This window comes from Cryptosporangium aurantiacum (genome assembly GCF_900143005.1).
Lineage (GTDB): Bacteria > Actinomycetota > Actinomycetes > Mycobacteriales > Cryptosporangiaceae > Cryptosporangium > Cryptosporangium aurantiacum.
The window spans coordinates 736,892-759,002 of sequence record NZ_FRCS01000002.1 but is presented as its reverse complement, the minus strand read 5'-3'; the positions used below and the strand labels follow the sequence as shown (position 1 = coordinate 759,002).

Sequence of the window (22,111 nt, the reverse complement as noted above, 5' to 3'; positions counted from 1 at the left end):
TACTTGTCAGCGGGGCAGGGAAGCGTGAAGCTCGGACCGCAGCGCCGGCGTGAGCACCTGTCCGACCCGCTCCACCAGCAGCGCCATCTCGTACCCGACCTGGCCGATATCACACGCACGGGACGCGAGAACTGCCAAAGACGAACCGTCGCTGATCGACATGACCAGCAGGAAGCCGGTGTCCATCTCCACGACGGTCTGACTGACGTTCCCACCCTCGAAGCACAGCGCGGCGCCCTGAGTGAGGCTCACCAGGCCGGACGCGATCGCCGCGAGCTGGTCGGCCCGGTCCCGGGGCAGGCCGTCGGAGACCGCCAACAGCAGTCCGTCGGCGGACACGGCCACGGCGTGGGCGATGCCGGGGACTCGGTTGGCGAAGTTCGCCACCAGCCAGTTGAGGTTCTGGGCATCGTGGCTCAGCGAGCTCACATCTCCTCCTGCGTTTCAGGTGAGCCGGCAAAGGTCGTACCGGTCCGGGACGGGCGCCCGGCCTGCCGCCCTTGCTCGAGACCGCTGCGGTAGCTGGACAGGACGCCCCGCACCGCCTCGGGCGACCGGTGGGACGCCGGCCGCGAAGCTTTCTTCGCCGCCGTCTCCACTCGGCCTGGCACGAAGTGTGCCATCGGAACACGCTTCGGTAGGCCCGACTTGGTGGTGCTGCTGGGAGCAGCCTCGGCGGCCGCCTGCGCGGCGCGCCATCCGGCGTCAGCCGGCGACTCCCATGCGGCCGTCGCGGGCTGACGCGCAGCACCGACGCTGACCGGTTCTTCCTCGCGCTCCGGACCACTGGGGGTGGTCGGCTCGTCTGCGTTTCCGTTCGAGCGCGCACGGTTCCAGGCCGCGGTCGCGCTCTGCGGGAAGGCCGCCTCGCCGCCGACCGCCGGGGACACCGGAGCGTCCGCCAGCGTGCCGCCGGTGATCTGGCTGGCGTCGTCCGCAGTGGACGGCTCGGATTCGCTCCGAGAGGCCGCTGGGCGGGCTCCCGGGGCTTCCGGCACCCGCGGCGGGGACCAGGAGCCGTTGCTCCCGTTCCGCGGCGCTGCGGTGGTGCGGGACCGGAACCACTCCGACTCGATCGCGTCGAAAATCGGGAGCGGCATCTCGATCGTCGGGTCCGAGTTCGGCGGGTCGGACGGGCCGGCGCGGAAGATCTTCTGCGCGCCGGTCGTGCTCGACCGGTCCGCGGTGGCTTCGCGCCGCAGCGCGGCCATCGCGTCCGCCGCCGAGCTGCCACGGTTCGGCTGTGCCTGCGGCTGCGTCGCTTCGGCGGCCTGGGCTGCCTGCGGCGGAGCCTGAGCCACCTGCGGCTGCGCAGCCGGGGGCTGAGCCGGGGTAGCCGGCGCAGCGGGCCGCGCGCCCGGCGAGGCCGGTGCCAGCGGAGCCGTCGGGGTGATCGGACGGTTCTGCGGCGGCGTCTGCGCCTCGCGGCTCGCGAACGGGTCGCGGACCGGCAGCGCCGGTGCGGCCGGTGCGGCCTGCTCGGCCGGTGCGTTCGCGGTCGGCTGTGCCTGCTCCTCGGGCCTGCGGACGGGAAGGCCGCCGGTGCTCCAGGTCAGGTCGGGCTCGCGCGCCTCGGTCGGGGTCGGCTCCGGCCGGAGGTCGCCGAGGATGCTGTGCGTTCCGGTCGCCGCCGCGGCGGCGGGGTCGCGGATGATCGGCACCGGTCGGGTCGGCTCCGACCAGCTCGGGTCGGGCTGCTCCTCGGTGGCCGCAGCGGGTGCCGCGAACGGCGGCTGCGCCGGGGTCGGCGTCGTCGGGGCGAACGGGAAGATCGGCTGCGCGCCGCTGTCCTCCCGCTCGTCACGCTGCGGCAGCGGCTCGGGGGTCACCGGGCCGAACAGGTCGCGGGCGCTCGGCGGCGTCTGCTGCTGACGGGCGGGCGGGCCGAAGGCCTCGCGCTGCGCGTCGTGGTCGTCGCCGTCCTGCCGGACCCCGCCGAACGGCGGAGCGTTGAGCGGGCGCCACTGGTCGTGTCCGGGCTGCTCGCCGGTCTCGGCGGAGGCCGCCGGAGCGAACGGCTCCGGCTGGCTCGGCTGACCGAACGGCGGCTGGCCGAACTGACCCGGGTGGCCCGGCTGACCCGGCTGTCCGGGGTGACCCGGCTGTCCGGGGTGGCCCGGCTGTCCGGGGTGTCCGGGGTGGCCCGGCTGTCCGGGGTGCCCGGGCTGGCCCGGGTGGCCGCCGAACGGCGGCTGACCGCCACCGAACGGGCCGGGACCCTGCGGCGCGCCACCGAACGGCGGCTGGCCGGGGGCCGGGGCACCGAACGAGCCGGTGGGGGCGTACGGGGCGTTCGCGGCCGGGAGCGCGGGCTGCTCGGAGCGGTCGACCCGCTCCGAGACGACCCGCTCGACCGGACGGTCACCGTCCTGCTCGTCGGTCTCGGTAGCGGCCGGCGGGAGCGCCGAGACCACCGGCTGGTCACCGTGCAGGACGCCGGCGGGCAGCGTGACGATCGCCAGCACACCGCCGCCGGAGGCGTCGCGCAGCATGACCTTGACGCCGTGGCGGGAGGCCAGCCGGCCGACTACGAACAGACCCATCATGCGGGAGACCGCGATGTCGAACACCGGCGGCTTGGCCAGCCGCTCGTTGAACTCCGCGAGCTGCTCGCGGGACATACCGATGCCCTGGTCCTCGATCTCGATGACCACGTGGTCGCTGACCCGGCGGGAGTCGACCACGACGTCGGTGCGCGGCGAGGAGAACGACGTGGCGTTCTCCAGGATCTCGGCGACCAGGTGCACGAGGTCGTTCACGGCCGCCGCGGAGATCTCGACGGTGTCGTCGATCGAGCCCAGCTTGACCCGGGTGTACTGCTCCACCTCGGCGGTCGCGGCGCGGAGGACGTCGACCAGCGGGGCGGGGCGGGTCCACCGGCGACCGGCGTCGGCGCCGGCGAGGACCAGGAGGTTCTCGTCGTTCCGCCGCATTCGGGTGGCCAGGTGGTCGAGCTTGAACAGCTCGGAGAGGCGGTCGGGGTCGCGCTCGCCCTGCTCCAGACCGTCGATCAGGCGGATCAGCCGGTCGACCAGGAGCTGCGAGCGGCGGGAGAGGTTGACGAACATCGTCGAGACGCTCTGTCGCAGCTGGGCCTGCTCGGACGCGACCCGGACGGCTTCCAGATGGACCGCGTTGAACGCCTGGGCCACCTGGCCGATCTCGTCGCCGGACCGGATGTCCAGGGTGCGGGCCTTGGTCTCGGCCGAGGCCTGCGCCGCGGTGTGCTGGTCGGCGTCCTGCAGCTTGCGAACGACCTCCGGAAGGCTCTGGTACGCGACCTCCAGCGCGGAGGACCGCAGCCGCACCAGCGGGCGGACCATCGAGCGGGCGACGGCGAGCGAAACCAGGAGGGCGATGACCAGCGCGGCGAGCGCGACCGTGATGACGATGATCGTCTTCCGGATCGCGTCGTCGCGGAAGTCGGCGGCGGCTTGGACCGCGTGGCCGTTGAGCTTCTGCTCCACGCCGCGCAGCACCGTGTCGGCCTGGTTGCTGGTGTTGACCCAGTAGGACGCCGTCGTGCTGATCGGCCTGCCGATCAGCGTCTTGCGGACGGTGTTGCTCACCGAGCGGTACTGCGCTTCCTGGGGGACCGTCGCGTTGCGGATGTCCCGCTGCTCGATCGACGAGGTGTTCTGGAACTGCGTGGTGAACACTTCCTGGCGCACGGACGCGACGAGGACGGTCTTGAACGTGTCGTTCGTGAACGTCTTGTTCTCGTCGACGAGAACGTCCAGGACGGCGATCTGCTCCTGGTTGACGGCTTCCTTGTAGCGGGCGAAGGCCGCCACCGCGCGGAGCTGGTCGGAGAGCGTGCGGTCGTCGGCAGCTGCGGCGAGGCCGTCGCTGATCCGAAGCAGGTCGCTGATCAGCGTCTCGTACTTGGCCGCGGCGACGCTGACGTTCACACCCTCGTCGCGGGCCTGGTTCAGAAGGTTGTTGCGCTGGTTGACCAGCGTTGCGGAACCGCGCGTCACGCTCTGCAGCTGGGACTGGATCGGCGACTTGGTGTCGGCGTCGAGCCGGCCGGACTCGGCGAGGAACTGCCGCAGTGTGGCGTCGGTGGCGGTGCCGCGGTCGATGAAGCGGCGGAGCGTCGGGTGGTTCTTGTCCTTACCCGGGTCCGCGACGTAGTTGGCGGCCGCGGCGCGCTCGAGCTGGAGGTCGTTGACCAGGGTCGACGCCTGGCTACCCAGACGCGCCAGCTGCTGCACCTGCTGCGCGGACTGCGCCTCGTCCGTCACGATGTACGTGAGGATGCCGGCGAACAGGAACATCGCCATCAGTGGGACAAGGGTGATCAGAACAACCTTGACCCGGATGGGGGCGTTACCGAGGAAGCGTTGACTGCGGGTCAGCGGCCGGCTGGCCGGCTCATGCCCGGAGTTACTCCGGTCCTCGGAGGGCGTTCCGGCGTTCGGGACCCGCCTGACCGGCCCCTCTGAGGTTGCGGCCGGACGTAAGCCCTTGAGGGACGTGGGCACGACTCCTCCGTCTGTGTCGCTGCTGGCGAAACGCGCCCCCGCGGCCGGTGAGCCATTCTCACCCACCGGCGGTGTTCGCTGTGGCATTGCACCACGATCCACCCTGGGTGGAAAGCGCGACGGTTCGCAGTGGGGCCAGATGTCCTGCAATGCCCCGATACCGGACGAGAATCTCGTCTACCCGGTGTTGCGGGATCCTCCGAACGAGGGAGGTGGCACGTGTGTGGTCACACGATCACCAGCAAACCATGCCATTCCGCATTGTCTTGACGGAAGGCTACCTGACGGCGGCGTGACGTGACGAGTCTCCCACGAGTGGTCAATCGGATACCACCCGGGGGGTTGGAGCCGCGAAAACGGGCTGCGAGCGCCGGTACCCTAGGCCTCGGAACTCTGCCCGGTGTGCCTTCTACCGGGCCGTACGGAAGGAGCGACGTGGGACTCGTCGTACAGAAGTACGGCGGCTCCTCGGTCGCCGACGCTGAGCGGATCAAGCGGGTCGCCGAACGCATCGTGGCCACCCGGAAAGCCGGCAGCGACGTCGTCGTCGTGGTTTCCGCGATGGGCGACACCACCGACGAGTTGCTCGACCTGGCCGGCCAGGTCGCCCCGGTTCCCCCGGGGCGGGAGCTCGACATGCTGCTGACCGCAGGCGAGCGCATCTCGATGGCGCTGCTCGCGATGGCGATCCACTCACTCGGGTACGAGGCCCGCTCGTTCACCGGCTCGCAGGCCGGTGTGATCACCACCGCGCGGCATGGAGCCGCGCGCATCATCGACGTGACGCCCGGTCGTATCCAGGGCGCCGTCGACGAGGGCGCGATCGCCATCGTCGCCGGTTTCCAGGGCGTCGCCCAGGACACCAAAGACATCACGACGCTGGGCCGCGGCGGGTCCGACACCACGGCGGTGGCCCTGGCCGCCGCGCTCAAGGCCGACGTGTGCGAGATCTATTCGGACGTGGACGGCGTCTACACCGCCGACCCGCGGATCGTGAAGAACGCGAAGAAGCTCGACACGGTCATCTACGAGGAGATGCTGGAGCTCGCCGCCTGCGGCGCGAAAATCCTGCACCTCCGGTCGGTGGAGTACGCCAGGCGTAACGACCTGACGATCCACGTCCGCTCGTCGTACTCGAACAAGCCCGGCACGCTCGTGACCGGGTCGATGGAGGACCCTTCCGTGGAGCAGGCGATCATCTCCGGCGTCGCGCACGACCGGAGCGAAGCGAAGATCACTGTGGTCGGCGTGCCCGACACCCCCGGTCAGGCGGCGTCGATCCTGCGAACGGTCGCCAACGCCGAGATCAACATCGACATGGTGGTGCAGAACGTCTCGGCCGCGGCGACCGCGCGTACCGACATCTCGTTCACCCTGCCGAAGTCCGACGGCCCGGCCGCGATGTCCGCGCTGCAGAAGGCGCAGGCCTCGATCGGGTTCGACCGGCTGATCTTCGACGAGCACATCGGCAAGGTGTCGGTGGTCGGCGCGGGTATGCGCTCGCACCCCGGCGTCATCGCCACGTTCTGTGAGGCGCTGGCGAAGGTCGGCGTCAACATCGAGATCATCTCCACCTCGGAGATCCGGATCTCCGCGGTCTGCCGCGACACCGACCTGGACGCCGCGGTGCGCGCTGTGCACGAGGCCTTCGACCTCGGCACCGACGAAGAAGCCACTGTTTACGCGGGGAGCGGACGATGAGCCGGAAGCCAACCCTTGCCGTCGTCGGGGCTACCGGTGCGGTCGGCACCGTGATGCTCTCGATCCTGTCCGAGCGCGCCGACGTCTGGGGCGAGATCCGGCTGGTCGCCTCGAAGCGGTCGGCCGGCAAGCGCCTGGTCGTCCGTGGTGAAGAGGTCGAGGTTCAGCTGCTCGAGCCGTCGGTCTTCGACGGCGTCGACGTGGCGATGTTCGACGTCCCGGACGAGGTGTCGGCGCAGTGGGCGCCGATCGCCGTTTCGCGTGGTGCCGTCGCCGTCGACAACTCCGGAGCATTCCGGATGGACCCCGACGTCCCGCTGGTCGTCCCCGAGGTGAACGGTGACGCCGCCGCGCGGCGTCCCAAGGGAATCATCGCGAACCCGAACTGCACCACGCTGACGATGATGGACGCGCTGGGCGCGCTGCACCGCAAGTGGCAGCTCACCGAGCTGGTGGTGGCCTCGTACCAGGCCGCGTCCGGCGCGGGGCAGCCCGGCGTCGACCGGCTCTACGATGAGCTCGAGATCGTCGGGGGGCGCCGTGACCTCGGCGTGCGGGCCGGTGACGTGCGGGCGGCGCTGGCCGAGAAGCTCGGCGACCAGGCCTCTCCGTTCCCGGCGCCGCTGGCGCTGAACGTCGTGCCGTGGGCCGGGTCGGTCAAGGACGACGGTTGGAGCAGCGAGGAGCTGAAGGTCCGGAACGAGTCCCGGAAAATCCTCGGCATCCCGTCGCTGAAGGTCTCGGCGACCTGTGTCCGCGTCCCGGTGGTGACCACCCACTCGCTGGCCGTGCACGCCACGTTCGCGTCGCCGTTGACCGTGGCGGAGGCGCACGACGCGCTGGCCGAGGCGCCGAACGTGGTCGTCGTCGACGACCCGGCGAACGGGGAGTTCCCGACGCCGGCCGACACCGTCGGTGCGGACCCGACGTTCGTCGGGCGGGTGCGGCAGGCTCTGGACTTCCCGAACACGCTCGACCTGTTCGTCTGCGGCGACAACCTCCGCAAGGGCGCCGCGCTCAACACCGCCCAGATCGCTGAGCTGATCGCGGCCGAGTTCACCGCCTGATTCTTTGACGCCGAAGGCCCGCCCCATCCGGGGCGGGCCTCCGTGTGTTCAGGCGACGTTGATGCTGACGGCGGTGCGGATCGTGTCGGCGCTCACCAGGGCGACGTGGGACGTCACGCCGGTGAAGAAGAGGCTCGGCAGCGCGATCTGCGGCAGCAGCGGCGGCGGGTTCGGGGTGAACTTCAGCGGCAGGAGGTCGAGTGCCTTGCCGCTCAGGTCCGCCGCGTACAGCTTCACGTTGCCGCTGATCGTCGCGCTCCCGCCGGTGCCGGCGAGCGTGATCGTGCGGGCGTTGAACGGGACCCGCAGGTCCATCCCGACGATCGTCAGCTTCGTCGCGGAGAACTCCATCACGGTCGTCGACCCGGTCGCGGTCGCCAGCTTTACCGTGCCGCGGTAGGTGAGGTCCTCCAGCGTCAGCCGGTCGGCCTTCAGGACGCCCGGCTCGATGCCCACCGCGGAGACCTCGTCGGCGGTGCCCGCGTTGGGGGTACCGGCCTTGGCGCACGCCTGCAGGATCCGCGCCGCCAGCGCGGCAGCCTCGCCGACCGGCGTCCCGTCGCCGGTCGGATAGTCCTCGGGCGCACAGGTCGCGCCCGGCGTCGGGCTGGCGGACGCGCTCGGGCCCGGCTTCGGCAGTAGATCCGGGAAGAGCGGCGCGGACGGGCTGGGCGAGGGGGCGGGCTCCGGCTCCGGTTCCGGCGTCGGCTCCGGGCACAGGAACGGGATGAGGCACGGCAGGTCGCGGGGCTGGCCGCCCGGAGTGTCGGCGACAGCCGGTGCGCCGGTGGTGGTGAGGATCAGCGCGACGGCCAGCGCCGGCACGAGCCAGACCAGCACCGAGAGAAGCCGCCGGTGCCGTCCGGGGCCGGTCGGCGGCTCGGACTCCGCAGCCGTCCCGCCGGGGAGTCCGCGCCACCGCTCGGCCGCCGCCGAGTCGGCGTCGATGGGCTCCGCCGGCAGGTGCAGGTCGGCGGTGGGCGGTTCGGCGTCGTTCAGGTGCAGGTCGGCGGTGAGCGGCTCGGCGTCGTCCACGTGCAGGTCGGCGGTGGGGGGCTCAGCGTCGTCCAGAGCTAAGACGTCGGTGGCCGGCTCGGCGTCGTCCACGTGCAAGACGTCGGTCTCGGGCTCGGCCTCGTCCGAGAGCAAGACGTCCGGCGTCGCGAGCGCGGCGTTTTTTGTCGGAGACCAGGCGAACATCATCCCGCCACCGACAACGCCGAGCACCATTCCGATCAGGAACCCGCCGAAGTTCGAGACCAGCAGTGAGACCAGCGCGAGCAGCACGACGATCGGCCCGGTGATCGTCCGCAGGAGCGGTTGCGCCAGCGTTGCCCCGCCCAGCACGACGAGGACCGCGGACAGCACCATCGTCCCGAGGACGGTGGCGCCCTGCAGGACGATCAGACCCATCGGGGCAGCCGTGGCCGCGTAAAGCTCTGCGGCGAACACCAGCGTGAGCACCGAGCCCCAGAACGGCCGTTGGTGTCGCCAGCGTCGAAACCGCTCCCGTCGCGACGGCAGCACGGTTAGTAGCACTCTTTCTTGCCGAAGCTGACGTCGATCTTCAGACCGGTCAGCTTGAACGTGCCGGACGCGACCGCCCAGGCTCGCAGCTTCGGGTCGGTGATCGTCGCGGAGTCCAGCTGCAGCGCACCGAGCCCGGCCGGGCCGCTGACCGGGCCCTTCGTCTGCTTCGACGCGTCGATGCCGATCTGGATGTTGTTGAACTCGGCGTCGCCGGAGAGCTGGTCCAGGTCGGCGATCATGTTCGTCGCCTCGACCGGTTTGCCGTCACCACCTGCGGTGAGCCGGATCGTCATGTCGCCGGCGGGCAGCGGGACCACGGTGGACAGACACAGGTTCTCGAGCGTCGCCTTCTTGAACCCGGCGGTGCCGACCGGCCGCTTGGTCCCGTCGAGGGCGTCGTCCACATCGCCGTAGAGCACCATGCCGTCCGCGGTGAGCTTGTCGGCAGAGATCTTGTAGTTCTGTCCGGACACCGCGAACGAGGCAGCGAGCGCGCCCTCCGCGGTGAGGCCGACGATGGCGCTCGCGCCGATCGCGGCCGGTGCGACGAGTAACGCGAACCGCTTCCACCGGACGCCGCTCGTCGAGCGCGGCGCGTGCTTGGCCCTGGGCATGTCTCTCTCCCTGTGCGGCTCGGGTTCATCCGGCGCCGCGCGTGGGCGGGCCGGTGGGGTCGATGAGCCGCAGGGGTGCTTCGCGGCAACATTGACGCGCGTTGGTCAACCGTCATGTCATCGACCGATGGCAGGGTCACCGTAACTTACTGGGGAGTAAGAAGGCCAGTGTCCGAAAAATGTTCGTCCGGGGTTGAGAAAGGCACGGAGTCTCGGCACTCATCCACGGACGGGGTTCGGAAGGTTCGCGCGCAACTGCCAAGCATGCATAGTCGGGGCCATCCCGGTTAGTCCTGATCCGTGGCCAACACCGCGCTGATCGTGATCGACATGATCACCCCGTACGACTACCCGGACGCCGACCAGTTGCTCAGCTCCGCCGAGGCGGCGGTGCCGGCGATCGAGCGCCTGATCGAGCGTGCGTCCGCGGACGACGTCCCGGTGATCTACGTGAACGACAACTTCGGCTCGTGGACTTCGAACCGCGACTCGATCTACCAGGTGGCGATCGAGGGGAAGGCGCCGCAGCTGGTCGAACCGCTGCGGCCGGCCGAGGAGACGATGTTCGTGGTCAAGGCCCGTCACTCGATCTTCTTCCAGACGCCGTTGGAGTACCTGCTCGGCCAGCTCAAGGCCACTCGTCTCGTGCTGACGGGGCAGGTGACCGAGCAGTGCGTGCTGTACTCCGCGTTGGACGCGCACATCCGGCACCACGACGTCGTCATCCCGAAGGACGCGGTCGCGCACATCCACGAGGAGTTGGCGGAGGCTGCGCTCAAGATGATGGAGCTCAACATGGGGGCGAACATCTGCGCCGCCGACGGCCTCGAGCTGCGCGCCGAATAAATCGTTCGCGCCGCCGACCGTCGCGGGTTAGCCTCGTCGCGTGATCAGCTGACAAGCACCCCAGCGGGGCCGGAAGGTTTCGCGATCGCCGCGTGACGTCACCGCGGCAGCGCTTCCCGCTCCTTCGTCCTTCGTCTCAGCTGATCGTCTCCTGCCCGGGTGTCCGGGCCTCTCGGTGACCTCAGTTGGGCTTCCGCTGCCGCTGACTCGCGGCGTCACGAGCTGGAGGTACCACTTATGCGTGCACTGTCTACTTCAGACTTCGAAGAGAACCCGGGATCGGCCGTGGAGGGGTCGGCCGTCGGGTCGAACCGCGCCGAGCGGCGGGCGGCCGGCCGGGGGCGCCGAGTAACCGACTCGGCGCGTAATCCGGTATCGGGCCGTGGGAGGACCGTCGTCCACGACCGCAGTCGGTACGCGGTCCGGCGGCGCGGTTGATCCGAGTCGTGTGACGCGCCGGCCGCCCCGCCCCCTCCGACGGGGCGGCCGACGCCGTTCCGGAGACCTCTCCGAGGTCTTTCATCCGGTCAAGTCGTCGACGCCCCGGGCTCTCGCCCGGGGCGTTCGTTCAGGTCGCGATCAGAACGACGGCGACGATCAGCCCGAGGAACGCGCCTGCCCGCAGCCCTGCAACGACGACGCTCCACGCGGCGGCGAGCAGACGCAGCGCTCCGGCCACCATCGCGACCGTCGTTCCCAGCAGCAGTGCGGCGAGACCCATGCCGACGGCGCCGAACCACGCCGTGATCGAGGTCAGGTCATCGGTCTCGTTACCCGGTGACGCCGCTGCGGCCGGGCTCGCGCAACCCGTGACGACGACGAGCACGATCGCCGAGGCGAACAGGATGGCGAAGACGCGCGAGCGGCGCCGTGGGCCGGAGACCGCCACGATGAGCACGGCAAACACGATCAATAGGTAGCCGGCGATGTCGTGCGCCACGTTGACGACGCGAGTGGCGTCGGCCGCGGAAATGTTCTGCGATAACTGTCCGATCGTCGTAATAGGCATGCGTGTCCCCCCCAGGACGGCATAACGGTTTGACGGATCCCACCCCGTCGGCGAAAGCGGTCGCGGCAATTGCCCGCGCACTTGCCGATTTCGGGCGAGCGTAAGCGTTTCTGCTGCTCAGAGCCATAAGCGTGGCCGACTGACTTCGTCGGCCGGCATTGCTTCTCGAGCCGGGCCGTTCTGACATCGATGCCAGAACTCTGAAGTCGTCGCGGGACCGCCGCAGTGAACGAGTCGGTCGCGCAGCTATGGAGGTGGTGCCTTATCGAGGTGTTACGGGGGCCAGCCGAGCGGAACGCCGTACCTCGCTGACCGAGCCCCCTTCGGCCGGCCGACGGTCCGCCACCTGCGAAAGTTCCTACCTAAGATCAGTAGACCATCAGCTGAAGGTGCTGACAAGTATCTGAACCTATTGTACCCACGCTACGTTGGGTCATATGCTGCCCGTGCGGGCAACTACTGCTTCTTGTGGGACGTATGGGGGCGGTGTGACTCACACCGAGTTTCGGTGCCTCGCGGTGTAGCGCGGCTCTGGTATTGAAGTAGGTACGTCGTTTCGTCCCTGCCGGGCTTCTTCAGGTGAAAGAAGCTGAAGTCCATGACGGTCAGTTCTTCGCAGCCGATTCCGGCGGAACTTCGCCTTAGTCGAAGGCTCCGCCAGCTCCGCACGTCCGGATTCAAGGACGTGAAGCTCAGCCAGGAGAGGCTGGCCCACCTGCTCGGCGGGGAGGACCCCCTCAGCGCACCGCTGATCTCCTCGTGGGAACGCGCGAACGACCCGGTCGTGCCGCCGGAGGGCCGCCTCCGTGCCTACGCGCGCTTGTTCGCCACTGAACGATCGGTGCCGGAAGGGCGGCTCCTGGAAGAAGAGGAGCTCACGCCCAACGAGCGTGAGCGCGTGATCGATCTCGAGCACGAGCTGCTGGCTCTCCGTCGTGACGCACTCGCACCGGTTGCGGTACCGGTGGCGGAGTGGGCGTCCGCGATCGTCGAACCGCCGGTGGCGAAGAAGCTGGGACGCGGCACCTGGCGCTTCGAGAACGAACGGCCGGTGGCGATCGTCGCCAGCGAGCTGCCGGTCGCCGAGCGGCCGGCGTACGCCGATTCCTATAGCCCCGACTACGTGGAGATGTATCGCTACGCCGACCTCGACGCGATGGTCGAGTTGTACGGTCACATACGCGCGACCAACCCACAGAACACCCGAATCCGATTTCGTTCGCGAAATACCCTCACGCCGGACGACTTCTCGAGCCACCTCGTGCTGCTGGGCGGAGTCGACTGGAATCCGGTGACGCGTGCGCTGCTGGACCGGCTGGAGTTGCCGATCCGGCAGGTCTCTTCCGCCGACCGCGCGGAGGGCGCGTATTTCGAGGTCAACGAAGGCGGCGACCGCCATCGATATTCCGCGACCGTTGCTCCGGTAGGCGAAGGCATGGAGCTTCGTGAGGACGTCGGGCTGTTCTATCGCGGGCCCAACCCGTTCAATCGCCACCGCACGTTGACGATCTGCAATGCGATGTACGGGCGCGGCACGCTCGGAGCCGTGCGCGCGCTCACCGATGCCTGGTTCCGAGATCGGAACGAGGAGTTCCTGGAAGAGAGATTCGGTGACGCGGAAGAGTTCTGCCTGCTTGTTCGGGTGCCGGTCTTCGAAGGCCACACAGTGACGCCGGACTGGACCGTGCCCGAAACCCGTCTCTTCGAATGGGCGCGCGGGCGCCGGAACGGTGGGGCGGATCAGTGACCACGGTTGCCCCTTCCTGGTCCTCGGCGAATCACCGGGGCTCCCACCGCGATCTCCTCCGGCCGGTGCCGGTCTCGACTCCGACCGTCACGCAGGTCGACATGATCGCGGTACCGACCAGCCGCCCGGTCTCCTATCTGTCCGAAGCGGCTCGGTTGGCCGAGCGCCTCGGCTGTGTGCTGCTCGTGCTGGCCAGCGGACGGTGCCATGCCCGACAGGTCATCGACGTCTACGAGGGTCGTCTCGGCGGCAGGCTGATCGCGGTCGACGTCCCGCCCGGGTACACCAAGTCGCAGGAGATGTTCCAGTTCGAGGCCGATGCGATCGCCGCCGGCGTCAGCCCGCGGGTGAGCGACGTGAGCGTCAAGCGCAATCTGGCGCTGGTGATTGCCAGGGCTACCGGCGTCCGGCGGCTGTTCTTCCTCGATGACGATCTGGTCGTGCCGGACTGGGTGGACGTGCTCCGGGCGGCGAGCACGGTCGGCAAGCGCCACCGGGCCGCAGGCATGAGGGTCGTCGGATTCCTGGACAACTCGGTGGTCTGCCATGCGAACCGGCTGACCGGTGGGCAGCAGGACACGTTCGTCGGGGCCGGTGCGCTGATGGTGAATCCGCAGCACTTCACCGCGTTCTTCCCCGACGTCTACAACGAGGACTGGTTCTACCTGCTCGACTGCGCTGCGGACCGGGCGATCGGGATGAGCGGCATCGCCGCCCAGCGCGAGTTCGACCCGTTTCGGACCCCCGAACGGGCACGCCGGGAAGAGTTCGGTGACGTCCTGGCGGAGAGCCTGTTCTCGCTGCTGGAGTCCGGTAGTCCGGTCTCGGACGCCGACGTGGCGTTCTGGAGAACGGCGATCGACCGCCGCCGTCGGTTCATCGACGAGGTGGGGATTCGGGTTGCGAGCGTGCAGGTGCCGCCGGCCGGGCAGCGTCGGATCGCCGCGGCGCTGGAGGCCGCGAAGAAGGCCCAGCGAGACTTCACCCCTGCCGACTGTGCCGGCTACGTCCGGGCCTGGGTGCGCGACCGGCTTCGCTGGGCCGATCGCATCAACGGGCTGACGTGCAGCCGCAAGCTCGGTTCCGTCCTCGGGATGCTCGAACTGGAGCCCTACGGATCGATGGACCTCGGCGAGGGTCTGCCGACCGGCCGGCGCGTCCACGAGCGCATGCTCGCCGACCCGCTCGCCGACCAGCACGGCCGGCCGCTGTTCGGCCGGAACACCCCGGCGATGCTGGGCGCGACCGTTCGGCGTGAGCCGCCGATCGTCCTCCCCGCGGCGCCGAGTACGGACAGTTCGATCGGAGTCAGCGCGTAGTAGACGTGTCCTATGAGGTTGATGTGACCCCAGCGCTTGATCGCCGTTCGCTGAAGTGAGCGCCGGATACTGGCGCGCGTGCGACAGCGCAGGCGACCCGAGCGCGGTCGGACGTTACTCATCTCCTGACGGCGATGGCCCTCGTCGTCGGAACCCTCGGTGTCGCCGGGTGGCTCACCTGGCTGCGGTCGGACGACACGGCGCTGGCGTACTCCGAGGTGACCCCGCCTGCCCCGGTCGCGTCGACGACGACAACCGCCGCGCCCGGGCCGAGCGTCGGGCCCGGGCACGCGGGTGTGGGATCGAGCCCGTCACCCAGCCCTACCGCGGGTCGCGTTCGTCGAGGCGTCCAGCCGGATGCTCGACTCGTTGCCGTTCGTCGAGCGGTACGCCTGGTTCCACTTCTCGCCCCCGACCGACGGTCAGGAGGGGACTGCGCTCTATGCGTCCGACGGCACCCGCACCACCGTCGGTGCGGCCTACCGAGCGGCATGACGCATCGACTCTGCGTCGATAACCTCGGGCGCAAGAGTCCAGGTCAGCGTGCTGGCATGCATGACGAACCGTTCGTATTGCGGAGAATCCCACCTGAACCATTCACGACGGTGAACCGTGTTGCTCGCATCACTACCGATGCTGCGATACGGAACTATTCGGAAATCCTGCCGCAGGGTCGGTCGTACGCCGATACCGAGGAGCTCGGATGCCTACTCCCCGTCACCGTCGTGCCCCATCCGCCAGTCGACGGACAGCAACGATCACGTCCGTCCTGGCAGGAGCCGTCGCCGCAGCATTAGCCGCCTTCCTGGCTACGGCACCGACGGCGGGAGCAACCGACGCGGCGCGGCCCGCGAAGGAGACGACGGACACCGGCCCCTCCGCGTACTCACCCGCGATCAAACAAATCGCGGTCCGCGCCCTCGCCGCGGAACTCGGGATCTCCGAAGAGGACGCCGAGGCGCGGCTGGCGCAGCTGGACAGCCGGACTCGGACCGCGGTGACGATCCAGAGCGCGCTGGGCAGCCGGGTCGCAGGCACCTGGCTGAGCCGCACGACCGGTGACCTGATGGTCAACGTCACCGACCAGGACGCTGCGGACGTGGTCGAGGACGCCGGTGGCACCGCGCGGCTGGTCAGCCGGAGCCTTCCCGAACTGCAGCAGATCCAGGCGCAGCTGGACGCGATCAGCCGCATCCCCGGTACCGCGTGGACCGTGGACGCCGCGAGCAACACGGTCACGGTCCAGGTCTCCGACACCGCGGCGGCGGACTCGCGCGCTGACGCCTGGCTGGAGAAGCTCGAAGGGTACGGCGACGCGGTCCGCGTGCAGCGCACCACCGCGACGTTCACCACCCAGGCGTTCTTCGGCGGGCAGGCGATCCTGAACGCTGCGGGCGGCGGACGGTGCACCTCGGCGTTCAACGCCACCGACGGTCAGAACGCGGTGGTGATCACCGCGGGCCACTGCACGGAGGCGGTGCAGACCTGGACCGACGGCCAGCAGGTGATCGGCCAGTCCGACCTGGTCGAGTTCCCCGGCAACGACTACGGGACGATCGAGGTCGACGACCCGCAGTCGCTCGACCCGCAGCCCGCGGTGATCAACCAGAACCAGCTGCAGCCGATCACCGGTGCCACGCTGGTGCCGGTCGGGTCGCCCGTCTGCAAGACCGGCTCGACGACCGGCACCACGTGCGGTGTCGTCCAGGCGTACAACACCACGGTGGTCTACCCCGAGGGCCAGGTGCGCGGGCTGACCCAGACCGATCTCTGCACCCAGCCCGGCGACAGCGGTGGTGCGCTGTTCGCTGGTGACCAGGCCCAGGGCATCGTCTCCGGCGGCACGAACGGCGGCTGCGACACGTTCGGGTTCACCTCGTTCTTCCAGCCGATCGACGAGGTGCTGGCAGACACCGGACTGCAGCTCATCCAGTAGTAGAGCGCCGTTCGGCGGCCCGGGTCCCCTCGGCCCGGGCCGTCGCGGCGTCCGGTGCCGGGCCGACGAACCGGCGGGCACCGGCTAGCAGGCCGAACACCGCCTGCGGAACCAGCAGCGCGATCAGCAGCGCCACCGGCATCGACCACGACCCGGTGGCGTCGTGGACCGCGCCGACCAGGAGCGGTCCGGCGGCGGCCACCAGGTATCCGACGGTCTGTGCCTGAGCGGACAGGCGGGCCGTCGCGGCGGTGGTGCGGGTCCGCAGCGAGAACAGCAGGAGCCCGACGCCGAACGAGCCGCCCTGCCCGATACCGAGCACGACCACCCACAGGTACGGCGCGGCGGTCGGGGCGATCAGGATGCCGGCCAGACCCAGGCCGGTGGTCAGCGTGCAGGCGAGCGCGTACCAGCGCTGGTGGGTCGCCCGGGCGGCGAACGACGGCAGCACGAGCGTGATCGGGATCTGGACGAACGCCGAGATCGAGAGCAGCAGGCCCGCGGTGGCCGCGTCGTAGCCGGCGTCGCGGTAGATCGACGGGAGCCAGGACAGGACGCTGTAGAAGGAGAGCGACTGCAGGCCGAAGAAGATCGTGACCGACCAGGCGAGCGGGTCGCGGAGGAGCGAGCCCTGGGCGGAGTGCGGTGGTGCGGTGGTGGACCTCCGCCGACCGGGTAGCCAGACCAGCGTCGTCCAGACCACGAACGCGACCAGGGCCGGGATCGCCCAGAACGCCAGCCCGCTGCGCCAACCGTGGTCGGTGGACTCGCTGAGCGGAACGGTCACTCCGGCGGCGACCGCGGCCGCCCCGGACAACGCCATCGTGTAGACGCCGGTCATCGAGCCGGTGTGGCCGGGGAAGTCACGCTTGATCAGGGCGGGGATCAGCACGTTGGCGATCGCGATCGCGCCGGCGGTCACGATCGAGCCGACGAAGAGCGCGACCCGGCCGTCGGTCACGCGGAGCACCAGCGCGACCGTAATCACGGCCGTCACCAGCGCGATCACCCGCTCGCTGCCCCACCGCCGAGAGAGGGCCGGTGCGGCGGCGGCGACCAGGCCGAGACAGACCACCGGTAGCGAAGTGAGCAGCGACGCGCCGGTGCCGGACAGGCCGAGGTCGGCGCGGATGTCGGAGAGCACCGGCCCGACGCTCGCCAGCGCGGGCCGGAGGTTGGCCGCGACCAAGGCGATGGCCACGCCGAGGACGAGCGTCCGCCGGCCGTCAGTGCTCACGTGGTGCTCCTCATCCGCTCACGACGATCCTTCTCTCGCTTTCCCGGCACTGCCGGTCGCGACGCGCGTTGACGCGATCCCGGCCTCTAAGAGCGGCATAGAGGCCGGGATCGCGTCATCCCGCGCAGGAGCCTGCGTCAGGGGACGCCGAGGAGGCGGAGTACGGCCGCGGTGGCCGCAGCCGCCACGACCACCACGACGAACGGCGCCTTCCGCCACGCCAGGACGCCACCGACCAGCACTCCGGCCGGGCGGGCGACCCCGACGAACCCGTTCCCCTCCAGCGTTGCGGACGTCGCGACCAACGCGACCAGCAGGACGACGGCGAGCTGCCCCATCAGCGACTCGATGCGCGGCGACAGCGTCAGCCGTTCCCGGAGCAGCGGCCCGGCCACACGGAACCCGAGCGTGCCTACCGCGAGCACGACCACGCCCGCCACCAGCAGAACCGACCCGTTCATGCGGACCTCCCCTCGCCGCCGGCCGCGCGAGCGTCCGCCGCGGACGCCTGTCGTCGCAGCACCGTGAACGGCGCCACGACCGCCACCCCGACCAGCGCCAGCAGCACCGGCGCCCCGGCCGGCAGAAACGGCGTGGTGCCCAGCGCGACGACGACCCCGATTAGGGCCGCCCAGCGGGTCGCCGCATCGGTCAGCGACGGCAGCACCAGCGCCAGCAGAACGGCCGGGAACGCGGCGTCCAGCCCCAGTGCGTCGGTATCCCCGATGACGCTGCCCGCCATCCCGCCGAGCACAACCGAGATATTCCAGCTGACGAACAGCGCGACGCCGCTCGCCCAGTACGCCGCACGCCGGCGGTCGGGATCGTCCTGAGCCAGCGCGAACGCCACCGTCTCGTCGGTCATCAGGTGGGATCCGAGCAGCTGCCGGAGCCAGTTGCGCGACTCCCGGCTGTCCGGTGGTGCACCCCCACCGACCGTCGGGCGGTGGTTCGCCGGACGGCGTCGATCAAAAACCTGAGCGACCGCGAGGCCGAAGGGGAGATGCCTGGCGTTCACCAGCAGACCGGCCGCGACAGCGGCCAACGGGTTGCCGCCGCCGGCGATCAACCCGAGGAACAGGAATTGCGCCGCGCCCGCGAAGACGAGAACGGAGAGCAGGATCGGAAGCCACAGCGGGAATCCGGAGCTGACCGCGATCGCACCGTAGGACGCCCCGACGAGCGCGTCGGCGAGGCAGACCAGGACGATGCTTCGGGTCAGCTCCGGGCCGAGTGTTCGGTATAACGAACGCATAGGCAGATATGCTGAACCCCAGACCGGGCGTTCGTCAAGGCGAACGGATAGACCGATGGAGCGAACCCAGTGACCGAGAACCCGCGGCGGGGCGCCCCGCTGGACGTCATCGCGGCCTCGCTACGGCGCGAGCGGGCGCGCGCCAGGCTCTCGCTGAGCGAGGTGGCGAAGCAGGCCGGCATCGCGAAGTCGACCCTGTCGCAACTGGAGTCCGGCACCGGAAACCCCAGCGTGGAGACATTGTGGGCGCTCAGCGTCGCCCTCGACGTGCCGTTCTCCCGGCTGGTGGAACCGGCGATTCCGAAGGTGCAGGTCATCCGGGCAGGGGAGGGGCCGACGATCTACTCCGAGCACGCGGAGTACGTGGCGACGCTGCTGGCGTCCTGTCCGCCGAACGCCCGCCGGGACATTTATCTCATCTCGGCTGACCCCGGGCGTGCCCGCGAGTCGGATCCGCACCTGCCGGGCACGGTGGAGCACGTGGTGATCTGCACGGGTCGTGCGCTGGTGGGGCTGAGCAACGATCCGGTCGAGCTGGCTCCGGGGGACTACGTGCAGTACCCCGGCGACGTCGCGCACGTGTTCGAGGCACTCGAGGCGGGGACCCGGGCAGTGCTCCTGTCCGAGAACGTATGACGTTCGTCCTGCTCTTGGTCGCGGGTTTCGGAGCCGGTCTGACCGGCACGATCGCCGGGCTCGCGTCGCTGGTCAGCTACCCCGCGCTACTCGCGGTCGGTCTGCCGCCGTTGAGTGCGAACGTCACGAACACCGTCGCGCTGCTGTTCAACAGCTTCGGGGCGCTGCTGGGCTCGCGGCCGGAGCTGGAGGGGCACTGGCGGCGTGCGCTGGAGCTGGCGGGGGTCAGCACGCTGGGCGGTGCGGTCGGCGGTGCGTTGCTGCTCTGGACGCCCTCGGCAGCGTTCGAGAAGATCGTCCCGTTCCTGATCGCGTCGGCGTCGGTCGCGATCCTGGTCCGCCGTCCCGGCGAGGTGCGGGAGCTGGAGCAGCGGCCCGGTTGGCCGACGCTGCTGGCCATCTTCCTGATCGGCATCTACGGCGGGTACTTCGGTGCGGCGGCGGGTGTGTTGATGCTCGCGGTGCTGCTCGCGATCGGCACCGGCACGCTGGCGCGCGCCGGTGCCTACCGCAACCTCGTGCTCGGCGCGGCGAACGCCATCGCCGCGGTCGGGTTCGTCGTGTTCGGTCCGGTCGTGTGGTCAGCGGCTCTGCCGCTGGCCGTGGGGTTCTTCGTCGGCGGTCGGCTCGGCCCCGTCGTGGTGCGGCACTCTCCCGCGGACGCGTTGCGCGTGGTGATCGCGCTGGCCGGCATCGGGCTGGCCGTCTACCTGGGGCTGGACGCCTACTCGTAGACGCCGGGGTCGGCTTCCCGCGCGTCCGGCGCCGACACTGATAGGGGCTGACCGTGCGCGCTGAGCGTCGTCTTCATCGTCAGCGTGGGGCTGTCGCTCGGGGACAGCTCCACGCTGATCGCGGTGACCCAGCCCTGGTCGTCGACCGTGATCGTGAACGGCGAGACGCGCATGCCGCTCGACCACAGGCTCGGCGCACCGATCGGGAGGAACGGCTCGTCGGTCTCGCCGTCCGGACGGAACCGGCCGGTGTACGTGGCGGGCCCGGAGCGCTTAGCGAACGTGACTGTCTCGGCGAACTGGCTCAGGCCGGTCGGGTCGGTCAGGTCGAAGTAGAACAGGCTGTTCTTCTTGATCCTGGTGAGGTCGAGGTGCACCCACGGGTCGCCCGGCTCACGCTGGTAGGCATCCGTGCCGAGAACGATGCGCTCGGTGGACGACGGGTTTTTCGGGCTGGTCAGCGTCGTCTCGGACGTGAAGATTTGTTCTTTCGTGTCGAAGGCTCCGGTGGCCTTCACCTTCTCGTTCTCGGGGAGGGTCGCCTGCACCGCGAACCGGTACGGCGCGGCCTGTGTTCGTCGTAACGCTGCGACGAGGTCGGTCTGCTCCTGCGTCGGCGACGGTTTTGGTCGAGGACGTTCGGTGACCGTCGGAGAGGGCTCCGGGCTACCGCACGCGGCGACGACGAGGATGAGGCCTAGAGCGAGCCATGTTCGCATGAACGACCATTGTGGTCGAGTTCCCTGCGGCAGACGTTCACCGCGCGCCAGTCCGCGACGCGGTGAGCGGTGTTACCGGACGGTCAGGAAGCCGGGGCCTAGGAACGAGACGGGCCGTGCCCGAGCCAGCGCGTCGATGAACTCCGCGCACTGCGTCTCCGCTGCACGGGTCATGCGGGGGATCGACGCGTCGTCCACCGCCTCGACCGAGCACCTGATGACCGCGTTGTCGTCGACGACGTAGGTCGCGGCGTTGTTCGGGCTGGTGATGCGGCAGACCTGGTGGTCACCGATCGTGCCCTCACTACTCTTCTCGCCCGGACCCGCGCCGCAGGGAAATTTGGCTTTGTCGACCGGTTCGGCGAAGACCGTGGCGCTGAAGAAGAACTGGACCTGCGGGTCGGTCGCGTATCCCAGGTTCTGCGAGCCACACCGCGTGGTGACGGAGCGGGAGATCTCGTCGGCCACGAACCCGTTGCCGGTCGCGAACAGCCCCTCCTCACGGAGAGCGGGGTCGCCGAGTGACTTCTCGAGCGCGTCGTCGTTGATGAGCGGGCAGACCATCTTGATCGGGTAGTACCGCCCGGAGAACTCGATGTTCTTCACCGCGCTCGCGTCGGCTCGATCACTGTTGATGACCAGGACGACGATCAGGCGGACGAGAAGTAGCCCGACAGCTGTGCCTGCGAGGGCGAGAGCCAGGCGCGTCGTCGGCCGGCGACGCCAGTACTGCAGCCGCGTCTCGTTGGCGTACCGCTCGTTCGCGCTGATGGCAGCACGCTCCTCCGGACAGTGGTGCGCCGACGCCACAACGTTCGGTACCGTACCGACACCCTCCCGAGATTGGCCACAATGGATTCGGAACCGATCGCCCTGGCTCCGGCCCCCGTGCGCCGGCTCCGGTTCGTGCTCTTCGGGCAGGCGGCGACCTATGGCGTCGCGGCCCTGCTCGGAGTGCTCGCTTATTACGTGCGCGGCGCGGAGCACCTCGGCGTCGGCGGATACGCGGCGGCGAGAACACACCCGCTCGCTCTCGTGATCCTCGGCGGGGCGGCAGCCGGGTTGCTGGTCTGGCTAGGGCATCGGCTGCACAGCCGACCGGCGATGCTCGGGTCCTGGATCCGGCTCCTGGAAGTGGTCCTCCTGGTGGACGCCGGGCTCGCGGTGTTGCTGGGTCGCTTCGACGTCTGGCTGGTACTGGGCGTGTTCGCGGCGGTCGTCGTGCTGTGGATCCTGAGCACCGACGAGGCGTCCGCGTACCTGTTCTGAGCAGG

At 69.8% G+C, this 22,111-nt stretch carries 20 protein-coding genes; 10 read left to right on the top strand and 10 right to left on the bottom strand.

The features are described 5' to 3' along the window. Positions 1 to 6: 6 nt before the first annotated feature. Both BUB75_RS10255 and BUB75_RS10250 read right to left on the bottom strand, forming a co-directional pair. Entirely contained in the window at positions 7 to 429 is a 423-nt protein-coding gene (locus BUB75_RS10255) for a roadblock/LC7 domain-containing protein (protein WP_073254777.1), read from the bottom strand. Further along, positions 426 to 4,286 (bottom strand): nitrate- and nitrite sensing domain-containing protein, encoded by a 3,861-nt coding sequence (locus BUB75_RS10250; protein ID WP_073254774.1) that lies wholly within the window; start codon positions 4,284 to 4,286, stop codon positions 426 to 428. The genes BUB75_RS10255 and BUB75_RS10250 overlap by 4 nt, the downstream gene beginning before the upstream one ends. A 636-nt stretch (positions 4,287 to 4,922) precedes the next feature. Here BUB75_RS10250 and BUB75_RS10245 point away from each other — a divergent pair. Then, entirely contained in the window at positions 4,923 to 6,188 is a 1,266-nt protein-coding gene (locus BUB75_RS10245; RefSeq protein ID WP_073254771.1) for an aspartate kinase, read from the top strand. Next, complete coding sequence (locus BUB75_RS10240) at positions 6,185 to 7,255, top strand: aspartate-semialdehyde dehydrogenase (RefSeq protein WP_073254768.1); 1,071 nt, start codon at positions 6,185 to 6,187, stop codon at positions 7,253 to 7,255. The genes BUB75_RS10245 and BUB75_RS10240 overlap by 4 nt, the downstream gene beginning before the upstream one ends. A gap of 48 nt (positions 7,256 to 7,303) precedes the next feature. Here the strand turns inward: BUB75_RS10240 and BUB75_RS10235 are convergent, their stop codons facing one another. Together BUB75_RS10235 and BUB75_RS10230 are read right to left on the bottom strand one after the other, a co-directional pair. Then, positions 7,304 to 8,782: a DUF6114 domain-containing protein gene (locus tag BUB75_RS10235; RefSeq protein WP_073254765.1), complete on the bottom strand. Its 1,479-nt coding sequence runs from the start codon at positions 8,780 to 8,782 to the stop codon at positions 7,304 to 7,306. A 2-nt stretch (positions 8,783 to 8,784) separates the two neighbouring features. Beyond that, positions 8,785 to 9,399 (bottom strand): DUF6230 family protein, encoded by a 615-nt coding sequence (locus BUB75_RS10230; protein ID WP_073254762.1) that lies wholly within the window; start codon positions 9,397 to 9,399, stop codon positions 8,785 to 8,787. Positions 9,400 to 9,699: 300 nt separating this feature from the next. Here BUB75_RS10230 and BUB75_RS10225 point away from each other — a divergent pair, with 300 nt between their 5' ends. Continuing rightward, the gene (locus BUB75_RS10225) at positions 9,700 to 10,245 is read left to right on the top strand and encodes a cysteine hydrolase family protein (protein WP_073254759.1); all 546 of its coding nucleotides are present in this window, start codon (positions 9,700 to 9,702) and stop codon (positions 10,243 to 10,245) included. A gap of 568 nt (positions 10,246 to 10,813) precedes the next feature. Here the strand turns inward: BUB75_RS10225 and BUB75_RS10220 are convergent. Beyond that, positions 10,814 to 11,254 carry a hypothetical protein gene (locus BUB75_RS10220; protein ID WP_143175115.1) on the bottom strand — a complete coding sequence of 147 codons (441 nt, stop codon included), beginning with the start codon at positions 11,252 to 11,254 and terminating at the stop codon, positions 10,814 to 10,816. Positions 11,255 to 11,852: 598 nt separating this feature from the next. Here BUB75_RS10220 and BUB75_RS10215 point away from each other — a divergent pair. The 4 genes from BUB75_RS10215 to BUB75_RS10200 all read left to right on the top strand — a co-directional run bounded on the left by BUB75_RS10215 (position 11,853) and on the right by BUB75_RS10200 (position 16,256). Beyond that, positions 11,853 to 13,001 (top strand): helix-turn-helix domain-containing protein, encoded by a 1,149-nt coding sequence (locus BUB75_RS10215; RefSeq protein WP_073254753.1) that lies wholly within the window; start codon positions 11,853 to 11,855, stop codon positions 12,999 to 13,001. A 65-nt stretch (positions 13,002 to 13,066) separates the two neighbouring features. Beyond that, the gene (locus BUB75_RS10210; RefSeq protein WP_143175114.1) at positions 13,067 to 14,320 is read left to right on the top strand and encodes a hypothetical protein; all 1,254 of its coding nucleotides are present in this window, start codon (positions 13,067 to 13,069) and stop codon (positions 14,318 to 14,320) included. Between the two features lie 294 nt (positions 14,321 to 14,614). Beyond that, positions 14,615 to 14,815: a glycosyl hydrolase gene (locus BUB75_RS44985; protein WP_143175113.1), complete on the top strand. Its 201-nt coding sequence runs from the start codon at positions 14,615 to 14,617 to the stop codon at positions 14,813 to 14,815. A 208-nt stretch (positions 14,816 to 15,023) separates the two neighbouring features. Next, complete coding sequence (locus BUB75_RS10200) at positions 15,024 to 16,256, top strand: S1 family peptidase (RefSeq protein WP_073254747.1); 1,233 nt, start codon at positions 15,024 to 15,026, stop codon at positions 16,254 to 16,256. Here the strand turns inward: BUB75_RS10200 and BUB75_RS10195 are convergent. The 3 genes from BUB75_RS10195 to BUB75_RS10185 form a co-directional block, all read right to left on the bottom strand. Then, positions 16,246 to 17,493, bottom strand: a complete 1,248-nt coding sequence (locus BUB75_RS10195) for a CynX/NimT family MFS transporter (RefSeq protein ID WP_073254744.1) — start codon at positions 17,491 to 17,493, stop codon at positions 16,246 to 16,248. The genes BUB75_RS10200 and BUB75_RS10195 overlap by 11 nt on opposite strands. 137 nt (positions 17,494 to 17,630) lie before the next feature. Then, positions 17,631 to 17,954, bottom strand: coding sequence for an AzlD domain-containing protein (locus BUB75_RS10190; RefSeq protein ID WP_073254741.1), 324 nt, complete (start codon positions 17,952 to 17,954; stop codon positions 17,631 to 17,633). Continuing rightward, complete coding sequence (locus BUB75_RS10185; RefSeq protein ID WP_073254738.1) at positions 17,951 to 18,748, bottom strand: AzlC family ABC transporter permease; 798 nt, start codon at positions 18,746 to 18,748, stop codon at positions 17,951 to 17,953. The genes BUB75_RS10190 and BUB75_RS10185 overlap by 4 nt, the downstream gene beginning before the upstream one ends. Positions 18,749 to 18,817: 69 nt before the next feature. Between BUB75_RS10185 and BUB75_RS10180 the strand changes: the two genes are divergently transcribed. Then, positions 18,818 to 19,384 carry a helix-turn-helix domain-containing protein gene (locus BUB75_RS10180; RefSeq protein WP_073254734.1) on the top strand — a complete coding sequence of 189 codons (567 nt, stop codon included), beginning with the start codon at positions 18,818 to 18,820 and terminating at the stop codon, positions 19,382 to 19,384. After that, the gene (locus BUB75_RS10175) at positions 19,381 to 20,118 is read left to right on the top strand and encodes a sulfite exporter TauE/SafE family protein (protein ID WP_073254731.1); all 738 of its coding nucleotides are present in this window, start codon (positions 19,381 to 19,383) and stop codon (positions 20,116 to 20,118) included. The genes BUB75_RS10180 and BUB75_RS10175 overlap by 4 nt, the downstream gene beginning before the upstream one ends. On the opposite strand, the gene BUB75_RS10170 is transcribed toward BUB75_RS10175, so the two are convergent. Both BUB75_RS10170 and BUB75_RS10165 read right to left on the bottom strand, forming a co-directional pair. Then, positions 20,109 to 20,837 (bottom strand): hypothetical protein, encoded by a 729-nt coding sequence (locus BUB75_RS10170; protein ID WP_073254728.1) that lies wholly within the window; start codon positions 20,835 to 20,837, stop codon positions 20,109 to 20,111. The genes BUB75_RS10175 and BUB75_RS10170 overlap by 10 nt on opposite strands. Before the next feature lie 72 nt (positions 20,838 to 20,909). After that, positions 20,910 to 21,647 carry a hypothetical protein gene (locus BUB75_RS10165; protein WP_073254725.1) on the bottom strand — a complete coding sequence of 246 codons (738 nt, stop codon included), beginning with the start codon at positions 21,645 to 21,647 and terminating at the stop codon, positions 20,910 to 20,912. A 42-nt stretch (positions 21,648 to 21,689) separates the two neighbouring features. On the opposite strand from BUB75_RS10165, the gene BUB75_RS10160 reads away from it, so the two are divergent. Beyond that, a complete protein-coding gene (locus tag BUB75_RS10160) occupies positions 21,690 to 22,106 on the top strand; it encodes a hypothetical protein (RefSeq protein ID WP_073254722.1) in 417 nt (138 codons plus the stop codon). Positions 22,107 to 22,111 lie beyond the last annotated feature (5 nt).